The sequence below is a fragment of the Leclercia sp. G3L genome (assembly GCF_021117075.1).
GTDB classification, from domain to species: domain Bacteria; phylum Pseudomonadota; class Gammaproteobacteria; order Enterobacterales; family Enterobacteriaceae; genus Enterobacter; species Enterobacter adecarboxylatus_C.
Map to the genome: position 1 here is coordinate 2,881,348 of NZ_CP088265.1, position 22,407 is coordinate 2,903,754.

The window sequence follows — 22,407 nt, forward strand, 5'->3', positions numbered from 1 at the left end:
TAAGCGCACCACAAGGGGGTGAGCATGAAACCGCTGCTGGATGTCCTTATTATCCTTGATGCACTGGAAAAGGAGGGGAGCTTTGCTGCGGCCTCGGCGAAGCTCTTTAAAACCCCCTCAGCGCTCAGCTACACCGTTCACAAGCTCGAAAGCGATCTTAATATTCAGATCCTGGACCGCTCCGGCCACCGGGCGCGCTTTACCCGCACCGGGCAAATGCTGCTGGAGAAAGGGCGGGACGTACTGCATACGGTACGTGAGCTGGAAAAGCAGGCCGTTAAACTGCATCAGGGCTGGGAAAACGAGCTGATTATCGGAGTCGATGATACCTTTCCGTTTTCCCTGCTGGCACCGCTTATCGAGGCCTTCTACGAGCGACACAGCGTTACCCGTCTCAAGTTTATCAATGGCGTGCTGGCCGGCTCCTGGGAGTCGCTGGTGCAGGGGCGGGCGGATATTGTCGTCGGCGCACTGCATGAGCCGCCGCAGCTCAGCGATTTTGGCTTTGCCTGTCTCGGACAACTGGAACAGGTATTTGTCATCGCTCCACACCATCCGCTGGCCCAGGAGCCGGAGCCGGTGAATCGCCGGACGATCAAAAATTATCGCGCTATCGTGGTGGGTGACAGTTCCTTACCCGGCTGCGCGGTCTCTTCCCAGCTACTGGACGATCAGGAAGCCATTACCGTATTTGATTATAAAACCAAGCTGGAGCTGCAAATTAGCGGCTTAGGCTGCGGCTATCTGCCACGTTATTTAGCCCAGCGCTTTATTGAAAGCGGTGCGCTGGTAGAGAAACAGGTCATAGCGCAATCCAGCTATGATTCCGTATGGATTGGCTGGAATGAGCAGACTGCGGGGCTTGCCAGTGCATGGTGGCGACAAGAAATTTTAGCAAATAGTGCTATCGCTGCCGTTTATGCACAGGGCGCCGCTGAGAAATCAGGCGATTAAATAAAAATTTAACTTTAGGATGCCTTTCGATCTCTTGCATTTTCACTATCATTTAGGGAAAATGCGCCGCAGCAAACATGGAATAATCGACGATATAAAAGGCGTCGGTTATTTTTTTTTGCATGTAAGAAAACCATTAAATCCAAGAGGCCGGGCTTCGTACCGGATAGATATTTACTAAAATCCGACAGTTGTTGTCGCTGAGGAAGAAAGAAATGGGGCAATCATTCGCTTACGTGGCGGTATTCACCGTAAAGGAGAATAACTATGTCGCATAACGCAACTCCAAAAACCTCTCGCGTGGAATTACGTAAAACGCTTACGTTGATTCCGGTTGTTATGATGGGCCTTGCCTATATGCAGCCGATGACGCTGTTCGATACGTTTGGTATCGTCTCAGGCCTCACTGACGGTCACGTTGCAACGGCATATGCCTTTGCGCTGATCGCGATCCTCTTTACCGCGCTGAGCTACGGCAAGCTGGTTCGCCGCTTCCCGTCCGCAGGCTCTGCGTACACCTATGCTCAGAAGTCCATTAGCCCGGCTGTCGGCTTTATGGTGGGCTGGTCATCCCTGCTGGACTACCTGTTCATGCCGATGATCAACATCCTTCTGGCCAAAATTTACTTCGAAGCGCTGATGCCTTCCGTACCGTCGTGGATCTTCGTTGTGGCGCTGGTGGCCTTTATGACCATCTCTAACCTGCGCAGCATCAAGACCGTTGCCAACTTCAACACCCTGATTGTTATCCTGCAGATGGGGATTGTTGCGGTGATCGTGGGTCTGATCATTTACGGCGTTTCTCACGGTGAAGGCGCAGGTACGCTGACCAGCACCCGTCCATTCTGGTCTGAAGGCGCGCATGTGGTGCCGATGATCACCGGTGCGACTATCCTGTGCTTCTCGTTCCTCGGCTTCGACGGTATCTCTTCTCTGTCTGAAGAGACCAAAGACGCTGAGCGTGTGATTCCGCGCGCTATCTTCCTGACGGCATTGATTGGCGGCATCATCTTTATCGGTGCTTCTTACTTCCTGCAGCTGTACTTCCCGGATATCTCTCGCTTCAAAGATCCGGACGCGTCACAGCCAGAAATCATGCTGTATGTTGCCGGTAAAACCTTCCAGTGGGGCGTGCTGATCTTCTCCAGCGTCACCGTACTGGCATCCGGTATGGCGGCACACGCAGGCGTTTCCCGTCTGATGTACGTGATGGGCCGTGATGGCGTGTTCCCGACTCGCTTCTTCGGTTATGTTCATCCGAAATGGCGTACCCCGGCATGGAACGTGCTGCTGGTGGGTGCCATTGCGCTGCTGGCGATTAACTTCGACCTGGTTACCGCGACTGCGCTGATCAACTTCGGTGCGCTGGTTGCCTTTACCTTTGTTAACCTCTCCGTGATCTCTCAGTTCTGGATCCGTGAGAAGCGCAACAAAACGCTGAAAGACCACTTCAACTACCTGCTGCTGCCGGTATGTGGCGCGCTGACTGTAGGTGCGCTGTGGATCAACCTGGAAGAGAGCTCAATGGTTCTGGGTCTGATCTGGGGTGGTATCGGCCTGATTTACCTGGCATGCGTAACCAAAAGCTTCCGCAACCCGGTTCCTCAGTACGAAGACGTAGCATAACAAACCTCCAGGTCCGGCAAGCGTAGCGCCGCCGGGCAAAGCAAAAAAAACCGGAGAACATCGCCTCCGGTTTTTTTATATCCTGCGCTTACACAATCTCCTGCGCATACTGATACAGCGCCTTCAACAGCGCCTGCTTTTCAGCATTGCCTTCATACTCGCCGTAGAGCATCTCCAGCTCCTGGGCGTAAGCCTGCAAATACTCCGGCGTAAACACATTGCGGCGATGCTGCAACCACCGTTCCTGCTCGGCCTCATCCAGCGTGCCGGGGAAATTACGCGCCCGGTAGTTAAAGATCAGCTTGTTGATGCGCTGGTCGGCAAAGGTGATATCCAGTGCGGGCAGGTTACGGGGATCGGTCTGCAAAACAATATTCATGGCAGAGCGGTCAGCATCGCTGAAAAAGCCGTTATAGAGCTGGGCATCAACGTTCTCTGACGGGACAAACGGCTCCGCCTCGGCAAAAATCGCCACCACCTTTTCGCGCACCTGCGGGTTCTCACGCAGCCGTTTCAGGTTGTCCAGGCAGTGCTGACGGTCGATACCCAGCCGTTCGGCATCTTCCGGACGCAGGGTATTGGCGGGGGCCAATACCGGGCACTTGTTAATATGCACCAGCTTCACCGGCACGGCAGCATCGTCGCCCAGCGCCTCTTTCGGCGTGTACAGCCGCTCGCGCAGGGCGTCGCTTTCAAGCGTCAGCAGGGGGGTAATATCCCCGGCCAAATCCACCATAATCACCGCGTTGCGGTTTTCCGGGTGCCAGGCCAGCGGGGCCACCCAGCTGGTATTCCCGCGCCAGGCGCCAAACATCCCGGAGATGTGCATCAGCGGCTTCATCTGCGGCACGTCTATCAGGGTGGTGAGTTTCTGTTTACTGCGATGGCTGAGCAGGTACTCGAACAGCTTCGGCTGCCGGGTCTTCACCAGCTTCGCCATGGCGATAGTGGCGTAGACGTCCGCCATCGCGTCATGGGCGTTGCTGTGTTCAATGCCGTTCGCGCGGGTCAGATGTTCCAGGCGGAAGCTGGGTAGCCCGTCTTCATTATCAGGCCAGACGATCCCCTCCGGGCGCAGGGCATAGCAGGCGCGCATCACGTCCAACAGATCCCAGCGCGAGTTCTTATTTTGCCAGCTCCAGGCATAGGGATCGTAGAAGTTGCGGTAAAAAATATGCCGGGTCACTTCGTCATCGAAGCGCACGTTGTTGTAGCCCACCACGCAGGTGTTGGGCACGGTAAACAGGTCGTGAATGCGACGGGCAAACTCCGCTTCATTCACCCCTTTCTCCCGGGCTTCCTGCGGCGTAATGCCGGTGACCATCACCGCACCGGGCTGGGGCAGATAGTCATCTGCGGGTTTACAAAAGAACACCTCCGGCTCGCCGATGATATTGAAATCGGCATCGGTGCGGATCGCGGCAAACTGAGCAGGGCGATCCAGCGAGGGGCTGGTGCCAAAGGTTTCGTAATCGTGGAATAAAAATGTAGGCAGCGCGGCGGAGTCAGACACCAGTAATACCATCCTGTTTATGAGTGACACCACTATGGTAAACCATCCGGCCTGGCACGCCGAAGGAAAAGCGCCCTCAGCTTGCAAATTTGCGAGGCATCGTCCGGGAAAAACCTGCGTGCTGTCACATTTTTTTGCAATTATTCCAGGTATCCAGCGGAAAACTTCCGTAAAAAGGGCAACGATTTTAAATGACCTGAGGATATACCGTTGAAACGCCGTCTGTTTATTGCTGTTTCTTTACTCACTTTGAGCATTTCTTCCGCGCTGGCTGCCGATCCAATTAATTATGCGCCGCAGCCGCCAGCCATCCAGGCAGGCTCCTGGGTGCTGATGGATTATACGACGGGGCAGATTTTAACGGCGGGCAACGAACATCAGCAGCGTAATCCGGCCAGCCTGACCAAGCTCATGACCGGCTACGTGGTGGATCGCGCCATCGACAGCCATCGCATCACCCCGGACGATATGGTCACGGTTGGACAGGATGCCTGGGCCAAAGGCAATCCGGTGTTTGACGGCTCCTCGCTGATGTTCCTGAAGGCGGGCGAGCAGGTGTCGGTGCGCGATCTTAGCCGCGGTTTGATTGTCGACTCCGGCAACGACGCCTGCGTGGCGCTGGCCGATTACGTGGCGGGCGGACAGCCTCAGTTCGTCACCATGATGAACGACTACGTTAAAAAGCTGAATCTGCGCGATACCCATTTTGAAACGGTTCACGGTCTGGACGCCCCGGGCCAGCACAGCTCGGCGTACGACCTGGCGGTGCTTTCCCGTGCCATCATTCACGGTGAGCCGGCGTTTTATCACATGTACAGCGAGAAGAGCCTGACCTGGAACGGCATCACCCAGCAGAACCGTAACGGCCTGCTGTGGGATAAGTCCCTCAGCGTTGATGGCCTGAAAACTGGTCACACTTCCGGTGCCGGCTTTAATCTGATCGCCTCTGCCGTGGACGGTCAGCGCCGCCTGATTGCCGTCATTATGGGGGCCGAGAGTCCAAAAGGTCGTGAGGATCAGGCGCGCAAGCTCCTGCACTGGGGACAGCAGAACTTCGATACCGTGCAGATCCTGCGTAACGGTAAGCAGGTAGGCATCGAGCGTATCTGGTACGGCGATAAAGAGCAGATTTCGCTGGGCACCGATCAGGACTTCTGGCTGGCGCTGCCGAAGGCGGAGCTGCCGAACATTAAAGCCAAATATGTGCTGGATAAAAAAGAGCTGGAAGCGCCGATTGCCGCGCATCAGCGGGTCGGGGAGATTGAGCTGTACGATCGCGATAAAGTGGTCGCCCACTGGCCGCTGGTGACCCTAGAAGGGGTGGGTAAAGGTGGGATGTTCTCACGCCTGAGCGACTATCTGCACCACAAAGCCTGACGGCAGGATGAGCAGGCTGGCGACTGTGCGAGCCTGCTCGCATAATAGACAGATCATCATTGTTAAACCGCTTTTCTCTGCATTACAGTGTATGTATATACAGTAACCAATCGGAGGCAGCATGGACTACAGCATCAAGCACCAGAACAAACGCAAAATCGCCGGTTTTCATATGGTTGGCCCCTGGGAGCAAACGGTTAAGCAGGGTTTTGAGCAACTGGTGATGTGGGTAGACGGCAAGCATATTCAGCCGCTGGAGTGGGTGGCCGTCTATTATGATAATCCGGATGAAGTGCCCGCTGAAAAGTTACGCTGCGACACGGTGGTCACCGTGCCGGACGATTTTGTCATCCCCACCAACAGTGAAGGGGTGATCCTCACTGAAGTAGCCGAAGGCGAGTACGCGGTAGCCACCGCCCGCGTTGAGAATTATGACTTCGCCACCCCCTGGAACCTGTTTTTCGACAGCCTGCTTGAAGATGGCGATTACCAGATCGCACCGAAACCCTGCTTCGAACGTTACCTGAACGACGGTAACGCCGACGGCTACTGGGATATCGAGATGTTTATTCCGGTACAAAACCGGGTCGCGTAACGCTGCAGGTATGCTCACGCTTCACAGGGTTTTTCTGCCGGGTGCCACCACTCCGGCAGAAAACGCAGTACAATCAGGGTTTGCCGTAATGCTGGAGAGCGTGTGCGCCCCGACAAAACTCTGACGCCTTTTGAAATTCGACTATATCGCCATTACCGCACCGTACACGGGTGCCGTATCGCGCTGGCGTTTGTCCTTACCTTTTTACTGGTGCGTCTGCTGGACGTGCCGGAAGGGACATGGCCGCTGATTACCCTGGTAGTCATCATGGGGCCCATCTCCTTCTGGGGCAACGTGGTGCCGCGCGCGTTTGAGCGCATTGGCGGCACCATTCTGGGTTCGGCACTGGGGTTGATTGCCCTGAAGCTGGAGCTAATCTCTCTGCCGCTGATGCTGCTGTGGTGCGCGGCGGCGATGTTCCTCTGCGGCTGGCTGGCGCTGGGTAAGCGGCCCTATCAGTCGTTGCTTATCGGGATCACCCTTGCGGTGGTAATAGGCGCGCCCACCGGGGATATGCATACCGCCCTGTGGCGAAGCGGCGACGTGATCCTCGGTTCTCTGCTGGCGATGCTGTTTACCGGTATCTGGCCGCAGCGGGCGTTCCTGCACTGGCGTATCCAGATGGCGAACTATGTCACCGCCTTCAATCGGGTCTATCAGGCGGGCTTTTCCCCAAACCTGGTGGAACGTCCGCGGCTGGAAAAACATCTGCAAATCATCCTCAACGACGTGGTCAAAATGCGCGGACTGATTACTCCTGCCAGCAAAGAAACCCATATCCAGAAATCCATTTTCGAAGCTATCCAGACCGTCAGCCGCAATCTGGTCTGCATGCTGGAGCTGCAAATCAACGCCCACTGGGCCTCCCGGGCCAGCCATTTTGTGATGCTGAATGCCCGGACCTTAAAAGAGACGCAGCAGATGACGCAGCAGACGCTGCTCACCATCGCTCATGCGCTCTACGAAGGTAATCCGCAGCCGATTCTGGCCAATACCGAGCGGCTGAACGAAATCGTTGCCGAGCTGCGCCAGCTGATCAAGGATCAGTCCAGTGAAAACGTGGCGGAAACGCCCATTCACGGCTATGTATGGTTGAGCATGGAGCTTGCGCGTCAGCTGGAACTGTTGTCACATCTTATCTGCCGTGCATTGCGCAAATAAAAAGCGGCTATGCGTGGTTGTGTTGCCTGCTGCTTCGATTCAGCAGAAATTGAGGTTATGATAGGGACAAAGGAAAAATTATTGTCATCAGCAATCGCTGTCAGTAAGGTTAACGGCATCGCGGTTGTTTAAACGAATCCGAATCTCACATTATCAGGGGTGTAAAAATGGAAACTACCAAGCCTTCTTTCCAGGATGTTCTGGAATTCGTCCGCCTGTTCCGCCGCAAGAACAAACTGCAACGTGAAATCCAGGACGTTGAGAAAAAGATCCGTGACAACCAGAAGCGTGTTCTGCTGCTGGACAACCTGAGCGATTACATCAAACCAGGCATGAGCGTTGAAGCTATCCAGGGCATTATCGCCAGCATGAAAAGCGACTACGAAGACCGCGTAGACGACTACATCATCAAAAATGCTGAGATCTCTAAAGAGCGTCGTGAAATCTCGAAAAAGCTGAAAGTCATGGGCGAGATGAAGCACGCTGAAGCCAAAGGCGAATAAGCGTCGCTGAACAAACTAAGCCCTCCGACTTGTCGGGGGGCTTTTTTTTGTCCGCGGTTTGCCGAACCCGGAAAAGCAAAAAGCCTGCTCGAAAGCAGGCTTCTTAAATGTGGCTCCTCTGACTGGACTCGAACCAGTGACATACGGATTAACAGTCCGCCGTTCTACCGACTGAACTACAGAGGAATCGTTGTGGAGCGTTATCTTAGCGGCGAAAAAACTTTTGTCAAACCTGATCTTACCTGATTTCGATCAACTGCTGATTCCGTCGTCAGTTTGACGTAATTACCAACATATTTTTGTGGGAAATACTTTGCAGGATCTGCATTTCTCCCTCATCATTTGAAATGGAGTTTCAACTTTTCTCGCTAAGGTCCATTTTGAACGTCACCTCCGCTTTACGCCAGGCCGTGATGCGCACGCCCTGGTATACCAAACGTAAGAGCTACAAGGTTCTCTTCTGGCGCGAAATCACCCCCCTTGCCGTGCCTATCTTCCTGGAAAACACCTGTGTCCTGCTGATGGGGGTGCTTAGCACCTTCCTTGTCAGCTGGCTCGGCAAAGAGGCGATGGCGGGGGTTGGGCTGGCCGACAGCTTTAACATGGTGATCATTTCATTCTTTGCGGCGATCGATCTCGGGACCACGGTAGTGGTGGCCTTTAGCCTGGGGAAACGCGATCCGCGACGGGCGAGGGCCGCTGCCAGGCAGTCGCTGGTGATCATGACCCTGTTCTCCATTGTGCTGGCGGCGGTGATCCACTATTTCGGTGAAGAGATCATCAACGTGGTGGCTGGCGAGGCCACCGGCGAGGTGAAAGCGCTGGCGCTGTCGTATCTCGAGATGACGGTGCTGAGCTATCCGGCCGCGGCGATTGCGCTGATTGGCAGCGGGGCACTGCGCGGAGCGGGGAACACCAAAATCCCGCTGCTGATTAACGGCGGGATGAACATCCTGAACATTATCATCAGCAGCGTGCTGATTTACGGCCTCTTCTCCTGGGACGGGCTCGGCTTTGTCGGGGCGGGTCTGGGGCTGACAATCTCGCGCTATATCGGTGCCATCGCCATCATCGTAGTGCTGGCGGTCGGTTTTAACCCGTCGCTGCGCATCAGCATTAAGAGCTATTTCAAACCGCTCAACTTCGCCATTATCTGGGAAGTGATGGGCATCGGCGTGCCTGCCAGCATTGAATCTGTACTGTTTAACGGCGGCAAACTGCTGACCCAGATGTTCGTAGCAGGAATGGGTACCGACGTGATTGCCGGTAACTTTATCGCCTTCTCCATCGCGGCACTGATCAACCTGCCGGGCAACGCCCTCGGCTCGGCCTCCACCATTATCACCGGTAAACGACTTGGGAAGGGCCAGATCGGCCAGGCGGAGCGTCAGCTGCGCCACGTCTTCTGGCTCTCGACCATCGGCCTGACCGCTATTGCCTGGGGAACCGCGCCGTTCGCCAGCCTGATGGCCTCGTTCTACACCCATGAGCAGGACGTTAAGGATGTGGTAGTGATCCTCATCTGGCTGAACGCCGCCTTTATGCCGATCTGGGCCGCCTCGTGGGTATTGCCTGCCGGGCTGAAAGGGGCGCGCGATGCCCGCTTTGCGATGTGGGTCTCGATGCTTGGGATGTGGGGCTGCCGCGTTGTGGCGGGTTACACCCTGGGGATCATGCTGGGGATGGGCGTCGTCGGGGTCTGGCTGGGGATGTTCCTCGACTGGGCGGTACGCGGAGCGCTGTTCTACTGGCGAATGGTCAGCGGCCGCTGGCTGAAGAAATACCCACGACCGCAGCGTGACAATGTGGCGGTTGTAGCCTCAGAACGGGTAGCAAATGCGCAAAGTGGGGAATAAATCGGCAAACGATGCAAAATCTGCATTCTGCCTTTGACAACGCCAGGTGGCATCGCTAATATTCGCCCCGTTCACACGATTCCTCTGTAGTTCAGTCGGTAGAACGGCGGACTGTTAATCCGTATGTCACTGGTTCGAGTCCAGTCAGAGGAGCCATATTTAGTATTAAGATGTCTGAGTGAGTCTTGATACGTTATAAAACAAGCAGTTAGATTGACCCGGTTGTCCTGGTAAGGATTGCCGGGTTTTTTGACATCTGTAGTTTTTGGGGGCTTAATCGGGGGCCTCACGGTTCGCTGAACGAATGGAGCCCCCCACTATGGCACTCACTGATACCGCTATCCGATAATTTATTTCACCATACCCGCGATGTTATTGCGTTTTTCACCCGGACATGGAACATCATTTTCAGCATTCCGGGGATGAATAAGTGGCTGCATCGTAATAGTTTCACTTACAAAAAACCGTCAGGCGTCCCCCATAAATTCAGTGAAGAGAAAAAAAAGGCAATTCATTGAATATTATGAGGAACTGAAAATAACTGTGGGTGATGAACCGGTTCTTTTTATTGATGCAGTCCATCCTACTCAGGCCACTAAAATCAGCTATGGATGGATACGCAAAGACCAGAAAAAAGCAGTAAAAACAACAGGCAGCCGCACACGCCTGGATATCATGGGGGCGCTGAATCTTAAAGCACTGACGTCACCGCTAATCTGCGAATATAAAACCATTAATGAATATAATGTATCCATTTTTTTTCAATGAGATACGAAAGGTTTATCCTGATTATAACCAGAAAATCCACGTCATTCTGGATGGAGCAGGTTACCACCGTTCACAGTTAGTGAAAGACTAGACGGAGGTGGTAAATATCAGGCTGCATTACCATCCCCCTTTCAGTCCAAACCTGGGTAATGACTCCAACTTACTGATAGTGTTTTATGTTCAGATAATGCCCGATGACCTTGTCATGCAGCTCCACCGATTTTGAGAACGACAGTGACTTCCGTCCCAGCCTTGCCAGATGTTGTCTCAGATTCAGGTTATGCCGCTCAATTCGCTGAGTGTAACGCTTGCTGATTACGTGCAGCTTTCCCTTCAGGCGGGATTCATACAGCGGCCAGCCATCCGTCATCCATACCACGACCTCAAAGGCCGACAGCAGGCTCAGAAGACGCTCCAGTGTGGCCAGAGTGCGTTCACCGAAGACGTGCGCCACAACCGTCCTCCGTATCCTGTCATACGCGTAAAACAGCCAGCGCTGACGTGATTTAGCACCGACGTAGCCCCACTGTTCGTCCATTTCAGCGCAGACAATCACATCACTGCCCGGCTGTATGCGCGAGGTTACCGACTGCGGCCTGAGTTTTTTAAGTGACGTAAAATCGTGTTGAGGCCAACGCCCATAATGCGGGCGGTTGCCCGGCATCCAACACCATTCATGGCCATATCAATGATTTTCTGGTGTGTACCGGGCTGAGAGGCGGTGTAAGTGAACTGTAGCTGCCATGTTTTACGGCAGTGAGAGCAGAGATAGCGCTGATGTCCGGCAGTACTTTTACCGTTACGCACCACGCCTTCAGTAGCTGAGCAGGAGGGACAACTGATGGAGATGGAAGCCACGGGAGCACCTCAAAAACACCATCGTACACTAAATCAGTAAGTTGGCACCATTACCAAGAGGGCAAACTCCTTTCTAAAGCGGCCTATAAAAATGGCAAACAGCTTTCTGCTCAGAGCTGGTATGGAAATGGGCATCCCAAAGAAGAATCCTCTTTTGATAGTGAAGGCCGTAAACATGGTGCGGTCAAAGAATGGTTCAGCAACGGAAAGCCTGCCTCATCCAAAATGTATAAACATGATGTGTTAGACGGGGATTCCGAAAAGTGGTACGAAAATGGTCACCGTGAATCAGTCTATCCCTATAAAAACGGTATGCTAAATGGGGACGCTAAGCACTGGAATGAACAGGGAAAACTCACCTATACCACCGAATATAAAGACGATAAAAAGCAGGGAGCCGATCGCCGCTGGAGCGAACGTACCGGCAAACTTGTTGAAGAGGGTAATGACTCCAACTTACTGATAGTGTTTTATGTTCAGATAATGCCCGATGACCTTGTCATGCAGCTCCACCGATTTTGAGAACGACAGTGACTTCCGTCCCAGCCTTGCCAGATGTTGTCTCAGATTCAGGTTATGCCGCTCAATTCGCTGAGTGTAACGCTTGCTGATTACGTGCAGCTTTCCCTTCAGGCGGGATTCATACAGCGGCCAGCCATCCGTCATCCATACCACGACCTCAAAGGCCGACAGCAGGCTCAGAAGACGCTCCAGTGTGGCCAGAGTGCGTTCACCGAAGACGTGCGCCACAACCGTCCTCCGTATCCTGTCATACGCGTAAAACAGCCAGCGCTGACGTGATTTAGCACCGACGTAGCCCCACTGTTCGTCCATTTCAGCGCAGACAATCACATCACTGCCCGGCTGTATGCGCGAGGTTACCGACTGCGGCCTGAGTTTTTTAAGTGACGTAAAATCGTGTTGAGGCCAACGCCCATAATGCGGGCGGTTGCCCGGCATCCAACACCATTCATGGCCATATCAATGATTTTCTGGTGTGTACCGGGCTGAGAGGCGGTGTAAGTGAACTGTAGCTGCCATGTTTTACGGCAGTGAGAGCAGAGATAGCGCTGATGTCCGGCAGTACTTTTACCGTTACGCACCACGCCTTCAGTAGCTGAGCAGGAGGGACAACTGATGGAGATGGAAGCCACGGGAGCACCTCAAAAACACCATCGTACACTAAATCAGTAAGTTGGCACCATTACCGTTGAAGAGGTTATGTTTGCTAATGATGAAAGAAACGGCCTGAAAAGAGAGTTTAACGATCGTACGGGTAAGGTCTTAAGTGCGCTGCCCTATGTCGATGGCGACAAGGAAGGTACAGAAGAAGCCTATGATGAAGACGGCATAAAATACATTCGTTGTTACCACAACGATGAAGAGCTTTCAGAGCTATATGCGCCGACTGACGTCACTAATAAGGCAAAGCAGGGTGACAGCACTGCGCAATATCATTTAGGTAAGTATGAGTTTGAATGCACAAACTACGATGCGGCGATGAAATGGTTAACTCAGTCCGCAGAGCAAAATCATCCCGGCGCGCTTCTCTTTTTGGCCTATGCGTACAACGACGGTGATGGCGTAGCGCAAGACAGAAAAAAATATCTCTCCTATTTATTCAAAGCGGCAGAGCTTGGCGAAAGTGATGCGCAGTTAGAAGTGGGATATTTAAATCTTATCGGCGAAGGAATGCCGAAAAACCTGCCGGAAGCCTATAAGTGGATTAAAAAATCCGCTGACCAGGGAAATGCTCAGGCGCACTATAACCTTGGACTCATGTACAGGAATGGTGATGGCGTTGAGAAAGACCTCAACAAAGCCAAACTTCATCTTACAGCGGCGGTAAAAGGCGGCGTCAAACCTGCACTGGCAGCCTTAAAGGAATTAACGCCTCAAACTAAGTAAATATGACTTTGCTGTAAAGAGGCTATTCAAACGGAACTGAAAGGATACACGTTGCTATGAAATTTAAATTCGCCACATTACTCACAGCCGCCACGGTTTTTTACTCTTATCAGAGCCTTGCACAAAGTCAGCAATCGCCTGATGTCTGGTCAGTTGTCGAACAGAAACTGCAAAATGCCGTCCCTTTAAATGAAAACACCACTTTTAAATCGCAGGCAGCCTGGTTTGAATTACACAGGGAACTGTTTATGTACGGCCCGATGAGCCGTGCGGATGCATTACTGAAAAAGCTGGACACACAATCGAATGATGCGAAGTTTTCGCTAAACCGTGAGGCCTCGTGGATCGCTGAAAATAATAGCCCGGATGCCGCGATGGTTTTCCTGTCCAAAATTGGTCTCGATAAACCGTCGAGCATTACCGCCTACGAGAGCTACGTTGATGGCTGGGTTAATCGCAAACAGCCTGAAAAAGCCTTAGCCCTTCTTAGCAAAAATCCCGACGCGAGGAATTTTTATTTAGCCACGTTTTTAGAATCCTGGCACTCAGAGCCTGATAAAACCGCCGCTATTTATAATGAAAATTACGCTGATAAAATTGTTGTTCCTTATACTCAGCTAAAAATGCTGGTTATTATTGCGAAGCAGTACCATGCCAAGGGCGACACCGCAAAGGCGTTGGTTTACGCAGATAGCGCGCTGAAAATGTTTGATACGGCTATTGCTCAACAACCGAGTGCTGAAGCCTACCGTTATCAGGAGTATCTCGACCTGATGGAGATCTATTACGCCACGGGTAATAAAGAGAAGGCGATGGCGTTGTCTGCGAGATTGCGCAAAGCAACCGGCAATAAAGGAAACTATTTCCAGTATTCATTACCGGGATTGCTCTCTTTTTATAAGAAAAACGAGCTGACACAGAATTATCAGGAGACGCTTTCAACCTATGTGACGCAGGTCGATAAAATATTCAATTTTGCCCCTTCGCCGCGCATTGAAATGGAGCTGATTGATTTATTAAGCAAGCTTGATGATGTCGCGCTGATGAATAAGCGTATCGATTTGCTGATGAGCGCGCCGGAATATACCTGCTACGACGACAGGTATTGCTACGAGTACAAAATCAAAGCGCTGAAGAATCTCTTTCAGCATAAGCAGAATGCTGTGGCAGAAAAGCATATCGCAACTCTCTCCGCCGAGGCGCAAACCCTGACGTTCGCCGAATGGGAAGATGCAACAAATGAAATGGGTGAAGTGCTCGAAGAAATTGGTCATCCTGAGGCAGCGCAAACATTAGCCGTCAGCGCCGAGGCGATTTACATCAGCCAAGCAAAAGCCTGGCCTGATGAAGATATGTCGCGTTCCTTTCAAAGACTTGCGGAGCTTTACGGCTATGGCAACGACACGGTGAATGCCAAACGGGTGTTACATCAGCACGTTCCCTCTCTAGAAGAGGAGGCGATGATCGACCACTACATGAATGCAAAACAGTGGAGTCAGGCAAGAGAATTGATGATTAACGCAGATAGGGTCGATAATAAAAACCTGATGCTGTTACACCAGATTTGTGCTGAAAACACGCCCGAGTGTCAGGAACATATTACCTTTACGCTGAAAAAATTAACCACGCAGGCGTCGATTACCCGCCAGGACGACACCGGTAATCAGCAGCTTTATCAGATTGGGAATATTTTTCACAGATTGGGTATCACGCCGGGAGCGGAACAGCAGGCGCTGATTCAGGCGTTGTATAACAAGGCCGCAGAGCCTAAAAAAGCCACGCCTTAATGGATTTACCCGCCCGGCCACCTTTCTCACATGCGGGAAGGCGGCGGGCGGGAAAAATCAATCGCGGAAGTTTTTGAACTGGAACGGCTGGCCCAGATTGCCGCCGCGCACCAGCTGCATCGCTGCCTGCAGATCGTCGCGGGATTTACCGGTCACACGCACTAACGTAAATCCGAATCCAAACCCACAGAGATTACCGCAAGATATTAATGTTGACCCAATACCGCCTGCCGGAAGACCCGCGCTGGAACGCCCTGCAAGAGGAGTTCAGCTTTGACGGCGACGACAACCTGCTGTGCATGAACATGCCGCCCGAAGGTGGCGAGCATCAGGCGAAAGTCAAAGGCGACCGCCTGCTACTACAGGGCAGACCACCACTATGAGTACGACGAGTTCGGCAATCTCATCGCTGACCGTTGGGGCAAGGCGCAGTGCCGCGAGCACCGATTTGAATGGAACTGCGAGCACCGGCTGGTGCGCTTTACCGATGTGCGCCACTATGATGATGAAGGCTTTCCGCGCCACACCCTCACCCACTCGTGGCGCTATGAGTATGACGTCTTCGACAGGCGCATCCGCAAGACCAACGAGGAAACCGGCAAATCCACCCTGTTCTTCTGGCAGGACGGCCGAATGGTCACCGAGTGTGACGAAGCGCACGCGCATTTTACCCGCAGCCTCATGTTTAAACGGCACACGAAAGCCACCGACTTTGACTGCACCAGCTACCTGTACGAGCCGGGCGGCAGCTTCCGCCCGCTGGCTCAGCTTAAAGGACGCGGCGTCGGCAGCACCGTCAGCTACTACATCAACGACCATATCGGTACACCGCAGGAGCTGCTGGACGAGGACGGCAACGTACTGTGGAGTGCCATTTATCACACCTACGGCCATACAGAAATGCAGGCGGGTATCTGCCAGCCACTGCGTTTGCAGGGGCAGTATGCCGATGAAGAATCAGGGCTGCATTTTAACCGCTACCGGTACTTTAATCCGTTAGCGGGGAGGTATATCAGTAAGGATCCGATTTCGATTCGGTTTGAATACCTATAGTTATGTACATGATCCGCTGGGGTGGGTGGATCCACTGGGATTGGATGGGTGTCCGGGAACAGAAGGCCCTTAAACACAAGACCCAAAGAAAGACCATACATGATTATGTCCCCTAAGACCTCAGTGACGGTCACAATGGGTGTGATAAGATCTTTCCAGTCAAACGGCATGGCCTGTATTTCCTGATACAACGATGAATTTCCTGGGAGATGGCATCCGAGGTTGCAAAACGGCTGCAGCCAGCGCTTGGCGGGCAGCGGACACACTATAGCTGGCAAGGTGGCTGCGGTTAAGGCGGTAAATGCTGTTTTTACGGAGGGATTGGTCTGTCGTCCTCCTGGCACAGAGCCAACCGCCATATCTACCTACGGTCAGAACAACAATCACAAACGTGATATATATCACATTTAATAACAGCAATAACATTTGGGGCCTTATTGAGGCCCTCGTTTTAATATTTAAAACTAAATTAATTAAAATTCAAAGAGATATATTAGATATCGCATCCAGTCAGAGGAGCCATATTTAAGAAGCCCGCTTAAGGAAACTTAAGCGGGCTTTTTGCTTTTGCAGGTTCGCCCTCACCCGGTGGGTGAGGGCGTCAGCCAGACTACCTCTGTACCGGTGCCGTCGCGGCAACCAGCCACGGTAGCGCATCGCTGTTAACATGCGGCGAGAGCGTCTCGCGTACCTGCTGGTGATACGCATCCAGCCACTGGATCTCTTTTTCGCTCAGCAGATGCAGCTCCACCTGGCTCAGGTCAATCGGCGCCAGCGTCAGGGACGCGAAGCGGCAGAAACCCGGCAGGCTCTCCACAATCTCCACCTGATTTTCAATGCGGATCCCATACGCATCGGCCAGATAATAGCCCGGCTCGATGGTGATGATATTGCCTGCCACCAGCGGCCACGGATTGACCTTCTTAGCAATACGCTGCGGATTCTCATGGATCAGCAGCTGATGGCCTACGCCGTGTCCGGTGCCATGATCAAAATCGAGCCCCAGCTCCCACAGCCCACGCCGTGCGAAGGCATCTATCTGATGTCCGCAGGTCCCGGACGGGAACTGCAGGGAGATGAGCGATAAAAAGCCTTTCAGCACCGCGGTGTAGTGCAGACGACACTGGGCGCTCAGCGGACCGAAGGCCAGCGTTCGCGTGGCATCGGTGGTGCCGTTATGGTACTGGCCGCCGGAATCGTTCAGATAAAAGTTGTCGCGGGTAATGGCGGCATTGGTCTGCTCGCTGGAGTGGTAATGACACATCGCCGCATTGCTGGCCGAGGCGGAAATGGTGGCAAAACTCTGCTCGATAAAGCCTGGTCTCTGCTGGCGGAATGCCAGCTGCTGGGCCTGCGCTTCCAGCTCCGTAAGGGGATTGCCCGCGGCCTCGCGGCGGGGCACCTCGTGCGCCAGCCAGGCCAGGAAGTTGACCCACGCCACGCCGTCCTGCTGATGGCTGTCGCGGTAGCCCGCCAGCTCGGTCGGGTTTTTATGGGCTTTCATGGCGGTGATCGGGTCGGCGTGCCAGACGATCTCTCCCTGCGGTTCGACGGCAAAACGCAGGGCCACAGGCGCTGAATCGGCGTCCACCATTATGCGTTTCCCCGCACACAGCAGCTGGCTGCGCGGCAGAAAATCGGCTTCAGGAGCCAGCACCAGGCTCTCCTGCAGCGATGCTGACAGACCCTGCGTTTTCTCCGGGATGACAAACCACTCCACCGCGCCCTCGCGGCTCAGCAGGGCAAACGAGTTAGGCACCGGACTGGTCGGAATATCGCTGCCGCGCACGTTCAGCAGCCAGGCAATGTTGTCCGGCTGGGTGATGGCCAGATAATCAGCATTCTGCCCGGCGAGAATGGCGGCGACGCGCTGGCGCTTGTCAGCGCGGCTCTCGCCGCTGATTTCCACCGGCATCTCGCGGATCGCGCCGACGGGCGGAGCCGGGCGATCCTGCCACAGGCTGTCGAACGGTGAATCATTCAGAGCAATCAATTCGCAATGGCTGGCGTTCAGCGCCTCATACTGGGCATTGGTCATCAGCAGCGCTTCAAAGGCAATACGGGAGCCTGCTTCAACATGTCGATCCAGCCACTCCGCGAGCGGATCGTTGTGCAGATGCAGGATCTCAATCTCAGCCAGATCCACCTGTTCGCGGGCCTGTACCTGATAGCGTCCGTCGACAAACAGCAGGGCGCGATCGCGCAGGATCAGGGCGTGGCCCGCCGAGCCGTCAAAGCCGGTCAGCCAGGCGAGAACATCGTCATGCGGGTGGCAATATTCGCTCTGAAAGGCATCGGTACGCGGAACGATAATGCCATCCAGCGCCTGGGTTTCCAGCCACTGGCGCAGGGCAGAGAGCGGGGATGTGGTTTGCATAACTTTCCTTTTTTATGATTAGCGGAACGGCGGCTCGTTAAAGGTACGCAGTTTGCGTGAATGCAACTTATCGCCTTCGGCACGCAGCAGGTCGATGGCGCGAATGCCAATCTGCAGATGCTCAGAGATCGCCCCCTCGTAAAAACGGTTCGCCTGGCCGGGGAGTTTAATTTCACCGTGCAGCGGCTTATCAGAGACGCACAGCAGGGTGCCGTAAGGCACACGGAAGCGGTAGCCCTGGGCGGCGATGGTGGCGCTCTCCATGTCGATAGCCACCGCGCGGCTTAAGTTAAAGCGTAGCGCCGAGGCCGAGTAGCGCAGCTCCCAGTTCCGGTCGTCGGTCGTGACCACCGTTCCGGTGCGCAGTCGCTGCTTAACTTCTTCGCCCGGCATGCCGCTCACCTCTTTGGTGGCGTCGTACAGCGCCCGCTGCACTTCAGCAATGCTCGGGATCGGAATGTCCGGCGGCAGTACCGCATCCAGGACATGATCGTCACGCAGGTAGGCGTGGGCCAGCACGTAATCGCCAATCAGCTGGCTTTCACGCAGCCCGCCGCAGTGGCCAATCATCAGCCAGACGTCAGGGCGCAGCACCGCGAGATGATCGCAGATGGTTTTGGCGTTCGAGGGGCCAACGCCGATGTTGATCAGGGTAATGCCCTGACCATCGGCGGTCACCAGGTGCCAGGCCGGCATCTGATGCTTCTTCCACGCCAGGTCGGAGATGGCCTGCTCCGGGGCTTCGGTTTCAGCGGTGATCCAGATCCCACCCGCGCAGGAGAGGGCGATGTACGGGCTGTCAGGATCGAGGATCTGGCTGCAACCCCAGCGCACAAACTCATCCACATAGCGGGTGTAGTTGGTGAACAGCACGAACGGCTGGAAATGTTCCGCCGGGGTGCCGGTGTAGTGACGCAGGCGCGCCAGGGAAAAATCGACGCGGCGGGCGTCAAAGTGCGAAAGCGGGGAAAACTCCGCCGGATGGTAGATCCCGTCGGCGGTCTCATCCCCGATCTGCGACAGCTCGGTGGTCGGGAAGTGGCGCGTCAGGCCCGCGCTCATGGAGCGGTCCAGCGTCAGCTCTGAGCCGTCGATAACATACGGATAGGGGATCTCATGGCGCGACGGCTCCACGGTGATATGGGCGCCGTAATCCTGATACAGCAGCGTCAGCTGCTCCTCCAGATACGGGCGAAACAGCGTCGGGCGGGTAATGGTGGTGGAGTAGCATCCCGCGTGGGTGAATCGCGCATAGGCGCGGGTCTTCGGCGTATTGGTGGCGCTACCATCCCAGGTCACTGAAAGCGATGGATAAACAAAGAGGCCATTGATTCTGGCCTCTGCATCGGGGAGCGTTCCGTCTTGAATATAGTCGCTGATGGCGCTGCGCAGGGCGTTGACCGCCTGGTCGTACAGCGCATCCAGCGTTTCCAGTGCCTGAGCCGGGGTCAGGCTGGAGCCCTTATTATTCATCTCTGTCTCCTTGTTCCACAGGTGTACGGCTTTCACCGATAGTATGTCACCTGGATGTGAAACTAAAGTATCAGGATGAAGCCTGTTTCATCAGCAGGGCCGTGGCGGCAGAAAGCAGACAACCGGCCAGCAGATAGATCGCCACGCTGTGCCAGTCGCCACCGGAGAAGGTCACCAGCGCGGCGGCGATAAATGGCGTAAACCCGCCGCCCACCACGCTCGCTACCTGATAGCCAACGCCCGCGCCGCTGTAGCGGTAGCTCGCGCCAAACATCTCGGTGAACATCGGCTGCTGGACGCAGACCACCATGTCATGGGCGATATTCGCCAGCAGGATAGCGAATACCACAATCCAGACTATCGACTGGGCTTCGAGCGCCATAAAGAACGGGAAAGTGCTCAGGGCGCCGGTGAGCGCACCGGTGATATAGACCCGGCGGCGACCAAAGCGGTCCGCCAGCCAGGCGAAACAGGGGATGGTCAGGCAGCTGATACCGCCCACCAGCAGACCAATATTGAGGAACAGCTCGCGGGGCAGGCCGAGATTCTGGGTGGAGTAGCTCAGGGCAAAGGCCGTGACGATGTACATGGTCAGCAGCTCGCACAGGCGCAGGGCGATGATTTTTAAAAAGGCGCCCGGATGGCGGATCAACGCGTCCATCACCGGCAGGCGGCGCTTCTCAGCGGGCTGCTGACGCTGCTGCTCGAATTCGGCGGACTCGTCCATCCCCTTACGCACCCATAAAGCACCCAGCACCAGCACGATGCTGAACAGGAACGGGATCCGCCAGCCCCAGCTCAGGAACTGCTCGTCGGTAGTAAGCGTGCTGATCAGCGATACCAGCCCGGTGGAGAGCAGCAGGCCAACGCCATATCCCACCTGCACGCCGCTGCTGTAGAACGCTTTTTTTCGTGCCGGGGCGCTTTCCACCGACAGCAGCGCTGCGCCGCCCCATTCGCCGCCGACGGCGAAGCCCTGAACGGCGCGCAGGGTGACCAGCAGAACCGGTGCCCACCAGCCAATCGTAGCAAAGGAGGGCAGGATACCAATCAGCGCGGTGGCGATGCCCATCATCCACACCGTCAGCATCAGCATCCGTTTGCGTCCCAGCTTGTCGCCAAAATGGCCAAAGATCACCCCGCCGAGCGGGCGGAACAGAAAGCCGACGCCAAAGGTGGCAAAGGCAGCGAGCGTACCCATTGCCGGGCTAATCTGCGGGAAAAATTCGTGGTTAAAGACCAGCGCGGCGGTAATGCCGTACAGCAGAAAATCGTACCAGTCGACTACCGCACCGGCAAAACTGCCGAGGGCCGCGCGGCGCGCACGATTTAGCGATGGTGTTGCCCCGTCGGGGGACGAGGATGCGAGGGTGGTGTCCATAGTGGTCCTGTCTGACGTTATTTTTTTATTGGTATAGGAAGAAGATCACTCACAATGCGGTCGCCTGAAAATAGCGACGGGTATGAGACTACCCCGACAGCGGGCAGGTGAAAACGTTTTTATCCCCGAGTGGGCTAAACGGGTGATATTTATCGACATGATGATTTGTTATCTGGCGATAAACGCAGCAACAAGGCTATGCTTGTCTGATACGTGGAGCGACAGAGGAAGGGAATGATGCGTCGTAGTACTATTTTGGGCTGTTTTGCAGCATTACTGGTCAGTCAGAGCGCGCTGGCGGTGAGCTACCCGTTGCCGCCTGAAGGCAGTCGTCTGGTGGGAAGCCCACAAACGATCACCGTTCCGGCTGACAACAGGTTGCCGCTCGAAGCCTTTGCGGCGCAGTACGGGCAGGGGCTGAGCAATATGCTGGAGGCCAACCCGGGAGCCGATCCGTTTTTACCTAAATCAGGCTCGCAGCTGATCGTCCCACAGCAGATCATCTTACCGCCGACCGTGCGGGAGGGGATTGTGGTGAACGTGGCGGAAATGCGCCTGTACTACTACCCCAAAGAGGGCAATACCGTTGAGATCTTCCCTATCGGCATAGGCGAGGCCGGACGGGAAACGCCGCGTAACTGGGTCACTGCCGTCGAGCGTAAGCAGGACGGGCCAACCTGGTCGCCAACGCCAAACACCCGTCGCGCCTACGCCAAAGAGGGCAAGACCCTGCCCGCATTTGTTCCCGCGGGCCCGGACAATCCGATGGGGCTGTATGCTCTCTATATCGGCAGGCTGTATGCCATTCATGGCACCAATGCGAACTTTGGCATCGGGCTGCGCGTCAGCCAGGGCTGTATTCGTCTGCGGAACGACGATATTAAGTATCTGTTCGATAATGTCCCGGTCGGAACCCGTGTCCAGCTGATCGATCAGCCGGTGAAAGTCACCACCGAGCCGGACGGCAGTCGCTGGGTGGAGGTCCACGAACCGCTGTCGCGTAATCGTGCAGAGTTTGAATCGACGAATAAAGTGCCGCTGCCGATGACGCCAGGATTACGCGCGCAGATTAACGGTGGGGATGTGGACGCCGTGCGCGTTAGCGAGGCGCTGGAGCGCCGGTCGGGAATGCCGGTGAATATCAGTTGGGGTGCCCGGAGTGCGCCACTGGTGATGACGTCCAGCCAGTAAGCTGGACAGAGAAAGCAAAAAGCCCG

Annotated in this window: 17 protein-coding genes, 2 tRNA genes and 5 pseudogenes; 16 read left to right on the forward strand and 8 right to left on the reverse strand. The window is 54.8% G+C overall.

The window, feature by feature from the left end; all coding sequences use genetic code 11:
• The first annotated feature begins 24 nt into the window (after positions 1-24).
• The 3 genes and pseudogenes from LRS40_RS15060 to LRS40_RS15065 all read left to right on the forward strand — a co-directional run bounded on the left by LRS40_RS15060 (position 25) and on the right by LRS40_RS15065 (position 2,580).
• Positions 25-1,010: pseudogene (locus tag LRS40_RS15060) on the forward strand (LysR family transcriptional regulator).
• A 159-nt stretch (positions 1,011-1,169) separates the two neighbouring features.
• Positions 1,170-1,232, forward strand: coding sequence for a membrane protein YoeI (gene yoeI, locus LRS40_RS24780; protein WP_138370007.1), 63 nt, complete (start codon positions 1,170-1,172; stop codon positions 1,230-1,232).
• Positions 1,222-2,580, forward strand: a complete 1,359-nt coding sequence (locus LRS40_RS15065; RefSeq protein ID WP_231311947.1) for an APC family permease — start codon at positions 1,222-1,224, stop codon at positions 2,578-2,580. The genes yoeI and LRS40_RS15065 overlap by 11 nt, the downstream gene beginning before the upstream one ends.
• Before the next feature lie 88 nt (positions 2,581-2,668).
• On the opposite strand, the gene sbcB is transcribed toward LRS40_RS15065, so the two are convergent.
• Positions 2,669-4,093, reverse strand: a complete 1,425-nt coding sequence (sbcB, locus tag LRS40_RS15070) for an exodeoxyribonuclease I (protein ID WP_231311948.1) — start codon at positions 4,091-4,093, stop codon at positions 2,669-2,671.
• 204 nt (positions 4,094-4,297) lie between these two features.
• Between sbcB and dacD the strand changes: the two genes are divergently transcribed.
• The 4 genes from dacD (at position 4,298) to LRS40_RS15090 (ending at position 7,729) form a co-directional block, all read left to right on the forward strand.
• On the forward strand, positions 4,298-5,470 hold the full coding sequence (gene dacD, locus LRS40_RS15075; protein ID WP_231313898.1) for a serine-type D-Ala-D-Ala carboxypeptidase DacD: 1,173 nt from the start codon (positions 4,298-4,300) through the stop codon (positions 5,468-5,470).
• A 121-nt stretch (positions 5,471-5,591) separates the two neighbouring features.
• Positions 5,592-6,065, forward strand: coding sequence for a DNA gyrase inhibitor SbmC (sbmC, locus tag LRS40_RS15080; protein WP_142486344.1), 474 nt, complete (start codon positions 5,592-5,594; stop codon positions 6,063-6,065).
• 102 nt (positions 6,066-6,167) lie between these two features.
• Complete coding sequence (locus LRS40_RS15085) at positions 6,168-7,226, forward strand: FUSC family protein (protein WP_231311949.1); 1,059 nt, start codon at positions 6,168-6,170, stop codon at positions 7,224-7,226.
• Positions 7,227-7,393: 167 nt separating this feature from the next.
• Positions 7,394-7,729, forward strand: a complete 336-nt coding sequence (locus LRS40_RS15090; protein WP_103180181.1) for a DUF496 family protein — start codon at positions 7,394-7,396, stop codon at positions 7,727-7,729.
• Positions 7,730-7,839: 110 nt separating this feature from the next.
• On the opposite strand, the gene LRS40_RS15095 is transcribed toward LRS40_RS15090, so the two are convergent.
• Positions 7,840-7,915 (reverse strand) — tRNA-Asn (locus tag LRS40_RS15095).
• A 161-nt stretch (positions 7,916-8,076) separates the two neighbouring features.
• Here LRS40_RS15095 and LRS40_RS15100 point away from each other — a divergent pair.
• The 3 genes and pseudogenes from LRS40_RS15100 to LRS40_RS15110 all read left to right on the forward strand — a co-directional run.
• Positions 8,077-9,585 carry an EmmdR/YeeO family multidrug/toxin efflux MATE transporter gene (locus tag LRS40_RS15100; RefSeq protein ID WP_231311950.1) on the forward strand — a complete coding sequence of 503 codons (1,509 nt, stop codon included), beginning with the start codon at positions 8,077-8,079 and terminating at the stop codon, positions 9,583-9,585.
• Positions 9,586-9,665: 80 nt separating this feature from the next.
• A tRNA-Asn gene (locus tag LRS40_RS15105) sits at positions 9,666-9,741 on the forward strand.
• 182 nt (positions 9,742-9,923) lie between these two features.
• Positions 9,924-10,441, forward strand: a pseudogene (locus LRS40_RS15110) (IS630 family transposase); the annotation flags it as partial.
• Positions 10,442-10,513: 72 nt separating this feature from the next.
• Here LRS40_RS15110 and LRS40_RS15115 read toward each other — a convergent pair.
• Positions 10,514-11,211 (reverse strand): IS1 family transposase gene (locus tag LRS40_RS15115; protein ID WP_223216367.1). Its coding sequence is split into 2 segments (ribosomal slippage): positions 10,514-10,962 and positions 10,962-11,211, totalling 699 coding nucleotides; the frame shifts between segments, so codons are not numbered across the junction.
• Positions 11,212-11,265: 54 nt separating this feature from the next.
• Here LRS40_RS15115 and LRS40_RS15120 point away from each other — a divergent pair.
• Positions 11,266-11,652: pseudogene (locus LRS40_RS15120) on the forward strand (toxin-antitoxin system YwqK family antitoxin); the annotation flags it as partial.
• 15 nt (positions 11,653-11,667) lie between these two features.
• Here the strand turns inward: LRS40_RS15120 and LRS40_RS15125 are convergent.
• Positions 11,668-12,365, reverse strand: a protein-coding gene (locus LRS40_RS15125) for an IS1 family transposase (protein ID WP_223216367.1) whose coding sequence is annotated in 2 segments (ribosomal slippage) — positions 11,668-12,116 and positions 12,116-12,365 — 699 coding nt in all. Because the reading frame shifts where the segments join, the coding sequence is not laid out codon by codon here.
• 55 nt (positions 12,366-12,420) lie between these two features.
• Between LRS40_RS15125 and LRS40_RS15130 the strand changes: the two are divergent.
• Positions 12,421-13,119: pseudogene (locus LRS40_RS15130) on the forward strand (hypothetical protein); the annotation flags it as partial.
• A gap of 56 nt (positions 13,120-13,175) precedes the next feature.
• A complete protein-coding gene (locus LRS40_RS15135) occupies positions 13,176-14,906 on the forward strand; it encodes a hypothetical protein (protein WP_231311951.1) in 1,731 nt (576 codons plus the stop codon).
• A 57-nt stretch (positions 14,907-14,963) separates the two neighbouring features.
• Here the strand turns inward: LRS40_RS15135 and LRS40_RS15140 are convergent.
• Positions 14,964-15,068: pseudogene (locus tag LRS40_RS15140) on the reverse strand (DUF520 family protein); the annotation flags it as partial.
• A gap of 47 nt (positions 15,069-15,115) precedes the next feature.
• Between LRS40_RS15140 and LRS40_RS15145 the strand changes: the two are divergent.
• Entirely contained in the window at positions 15,116-15,289 is a 174-nt protein-coding gene (locus tag LRS40_RS15145) for a hypothetical protein (protein ID WP_231311952.1), read from the forward strand.
• Between the two features lie 91 nt (positions 15,290-15,380).
• Positions 15,381-15,959 carry an RHS repeat-associated core domain-containing protein gene (locus LRS40_RS15150; protein ID WP_231311953.1) on the forward strand — a complete coding sequence of 193 codons (579 nt, stop codon included), beginning with the start codon at positions 15,381-15,383 and terminating at the stop codon, positions 15,957-15,959.
• A gap of 610 nt (positions 15,960-16,569) precedes the next feature.
• On the opposite strand, the gene LRS40_RS15155 is transcribed toward LRS40_RS15150, so the two are convergent.
• From LRS40_RS15155 to shiA, 3 genes are all read right to left on the reverse strand, one after another.
• Positions 16,570-18,336 carry an aminopeptidase P family protein gene (locus LRS40_RS15155; protein WP_231311954.1) on the reverse strand — a complete coding sequence of 589 codons (1,767 nt, stop codon included), beginning with the start codon at positions 18,334-18,336 and terminating at the stop codon, positions 16,570-16,572.
• An 18-nt stretch (positions 18,337-18,354) separates the two neighbouring features.
• The gene (locus LRS40_RS15160; RefSeq protein ID WP_231311955.1) at positions 18,355-19,809 is read right to left on the reverse strand and encodes an AMP nucleosidase; all 1,455 of its coding nucleotides are present in this window, start codon (positions 19,807-19,809) and stop codon (positions 18,355-18,357) included.
• A gap of 70 nt (positions 19,810-19,879) precedes the next feature.
• Positions 19,880-21,190 (reverse strand): shikimate transporter, encoded by a 1,311-nt coding sequence (gene shiA / locus LRS40_RS15165; protein ID WP_231311956.1) that lies wholly within the window; start codon positions 21,188-21,190, stop codon positions 19,880-19,882.
• A gap of 234 nt (positions 21,191-21,424) precedes the next feature.
• On the opposite strand from shiA, the gene ldtA reads away from it, so the two are divergent.
• Positions 21,425-22,381: a L,D-transpeptidase gene (gene ldtA / locus LRS40_RS15170; RefSeq protein ID WP_231311957.1), complete on the forward strand. Its 957-nt coding sequence runs from the start codon at positions 21,425-21,427 to the stop codon at positions 22,379-22,381.
• Positions 22,382-22,407: the final 26 nt, after the last annotated feature.

Coding starts and splice junctions, on each gene's coding strand:
- LRS40_RS15065 (WP_231311947.1), top strand. CDS start 1,222: ATGTCGCATAACGCAACTCCAAAAACCTCTCGCGTGGAATTACGTAAA.
- sbmC (WP_142486344.1), top strand. CDS start 5,592: ATGGACTACAGCATCAAGCACCAGAACAAACGCAAAATCGCCGGTTTT.
- LRS40_RS15090 (WP_103180181.1), top strand. CDS start 7,394: ATGGAAACTACCAAGCCTTCTTTCCAGGATGTTCTGGAATTCGTCCGC.
- LRS40_RS15100 (WP_231311950.1), top strand. CDS start 8,077: ATGGAGTTTCAACTTTTCTCGCTAAGGTCCATTTTGAACGTCACCTCC.
- LRS40_RS15135 (WP_231311951.1), top strand. CDS start 13,176: ATGAAATTTAAATTCGCCACATTACTCACAGCCGCCACGGTTTTTTAC.
- LRS40_RS15145 (WP_231311952.1), top strand. CDS start 15,116: ATGTTGACCCAATACCGCCTGCCGGAAGACCCGCGCTGGAACGCCCTG.
- LRS40_RS15155 (WP_231311954.1), bottom strand. CDS start 18,336: ATGCAAACCACATCCCCGCTCTCTGCCCTGCGCCAGTGGCTGGAAACC.
- LRS40_RS15160 (WP_231311955.1), bottom strand. CDS start 19,809: ATGAATAATAAGGGCTCCAGCCTGACCCCGGCTCAGGCACTGGAAACG.
- shiA (WP_231311956.1), bottom strand. CDS start 21,190: ATGGACACCACCCTCGCATCCTCGTCCCCCGACGGGGCAACACCATCG.
- ldtA (WP_231311957.1), top strand. CDS start 21,425: ATGATGCGTCGTAGTACTATTTTGGGCTGTTTTGCAGCATTACTGGTC.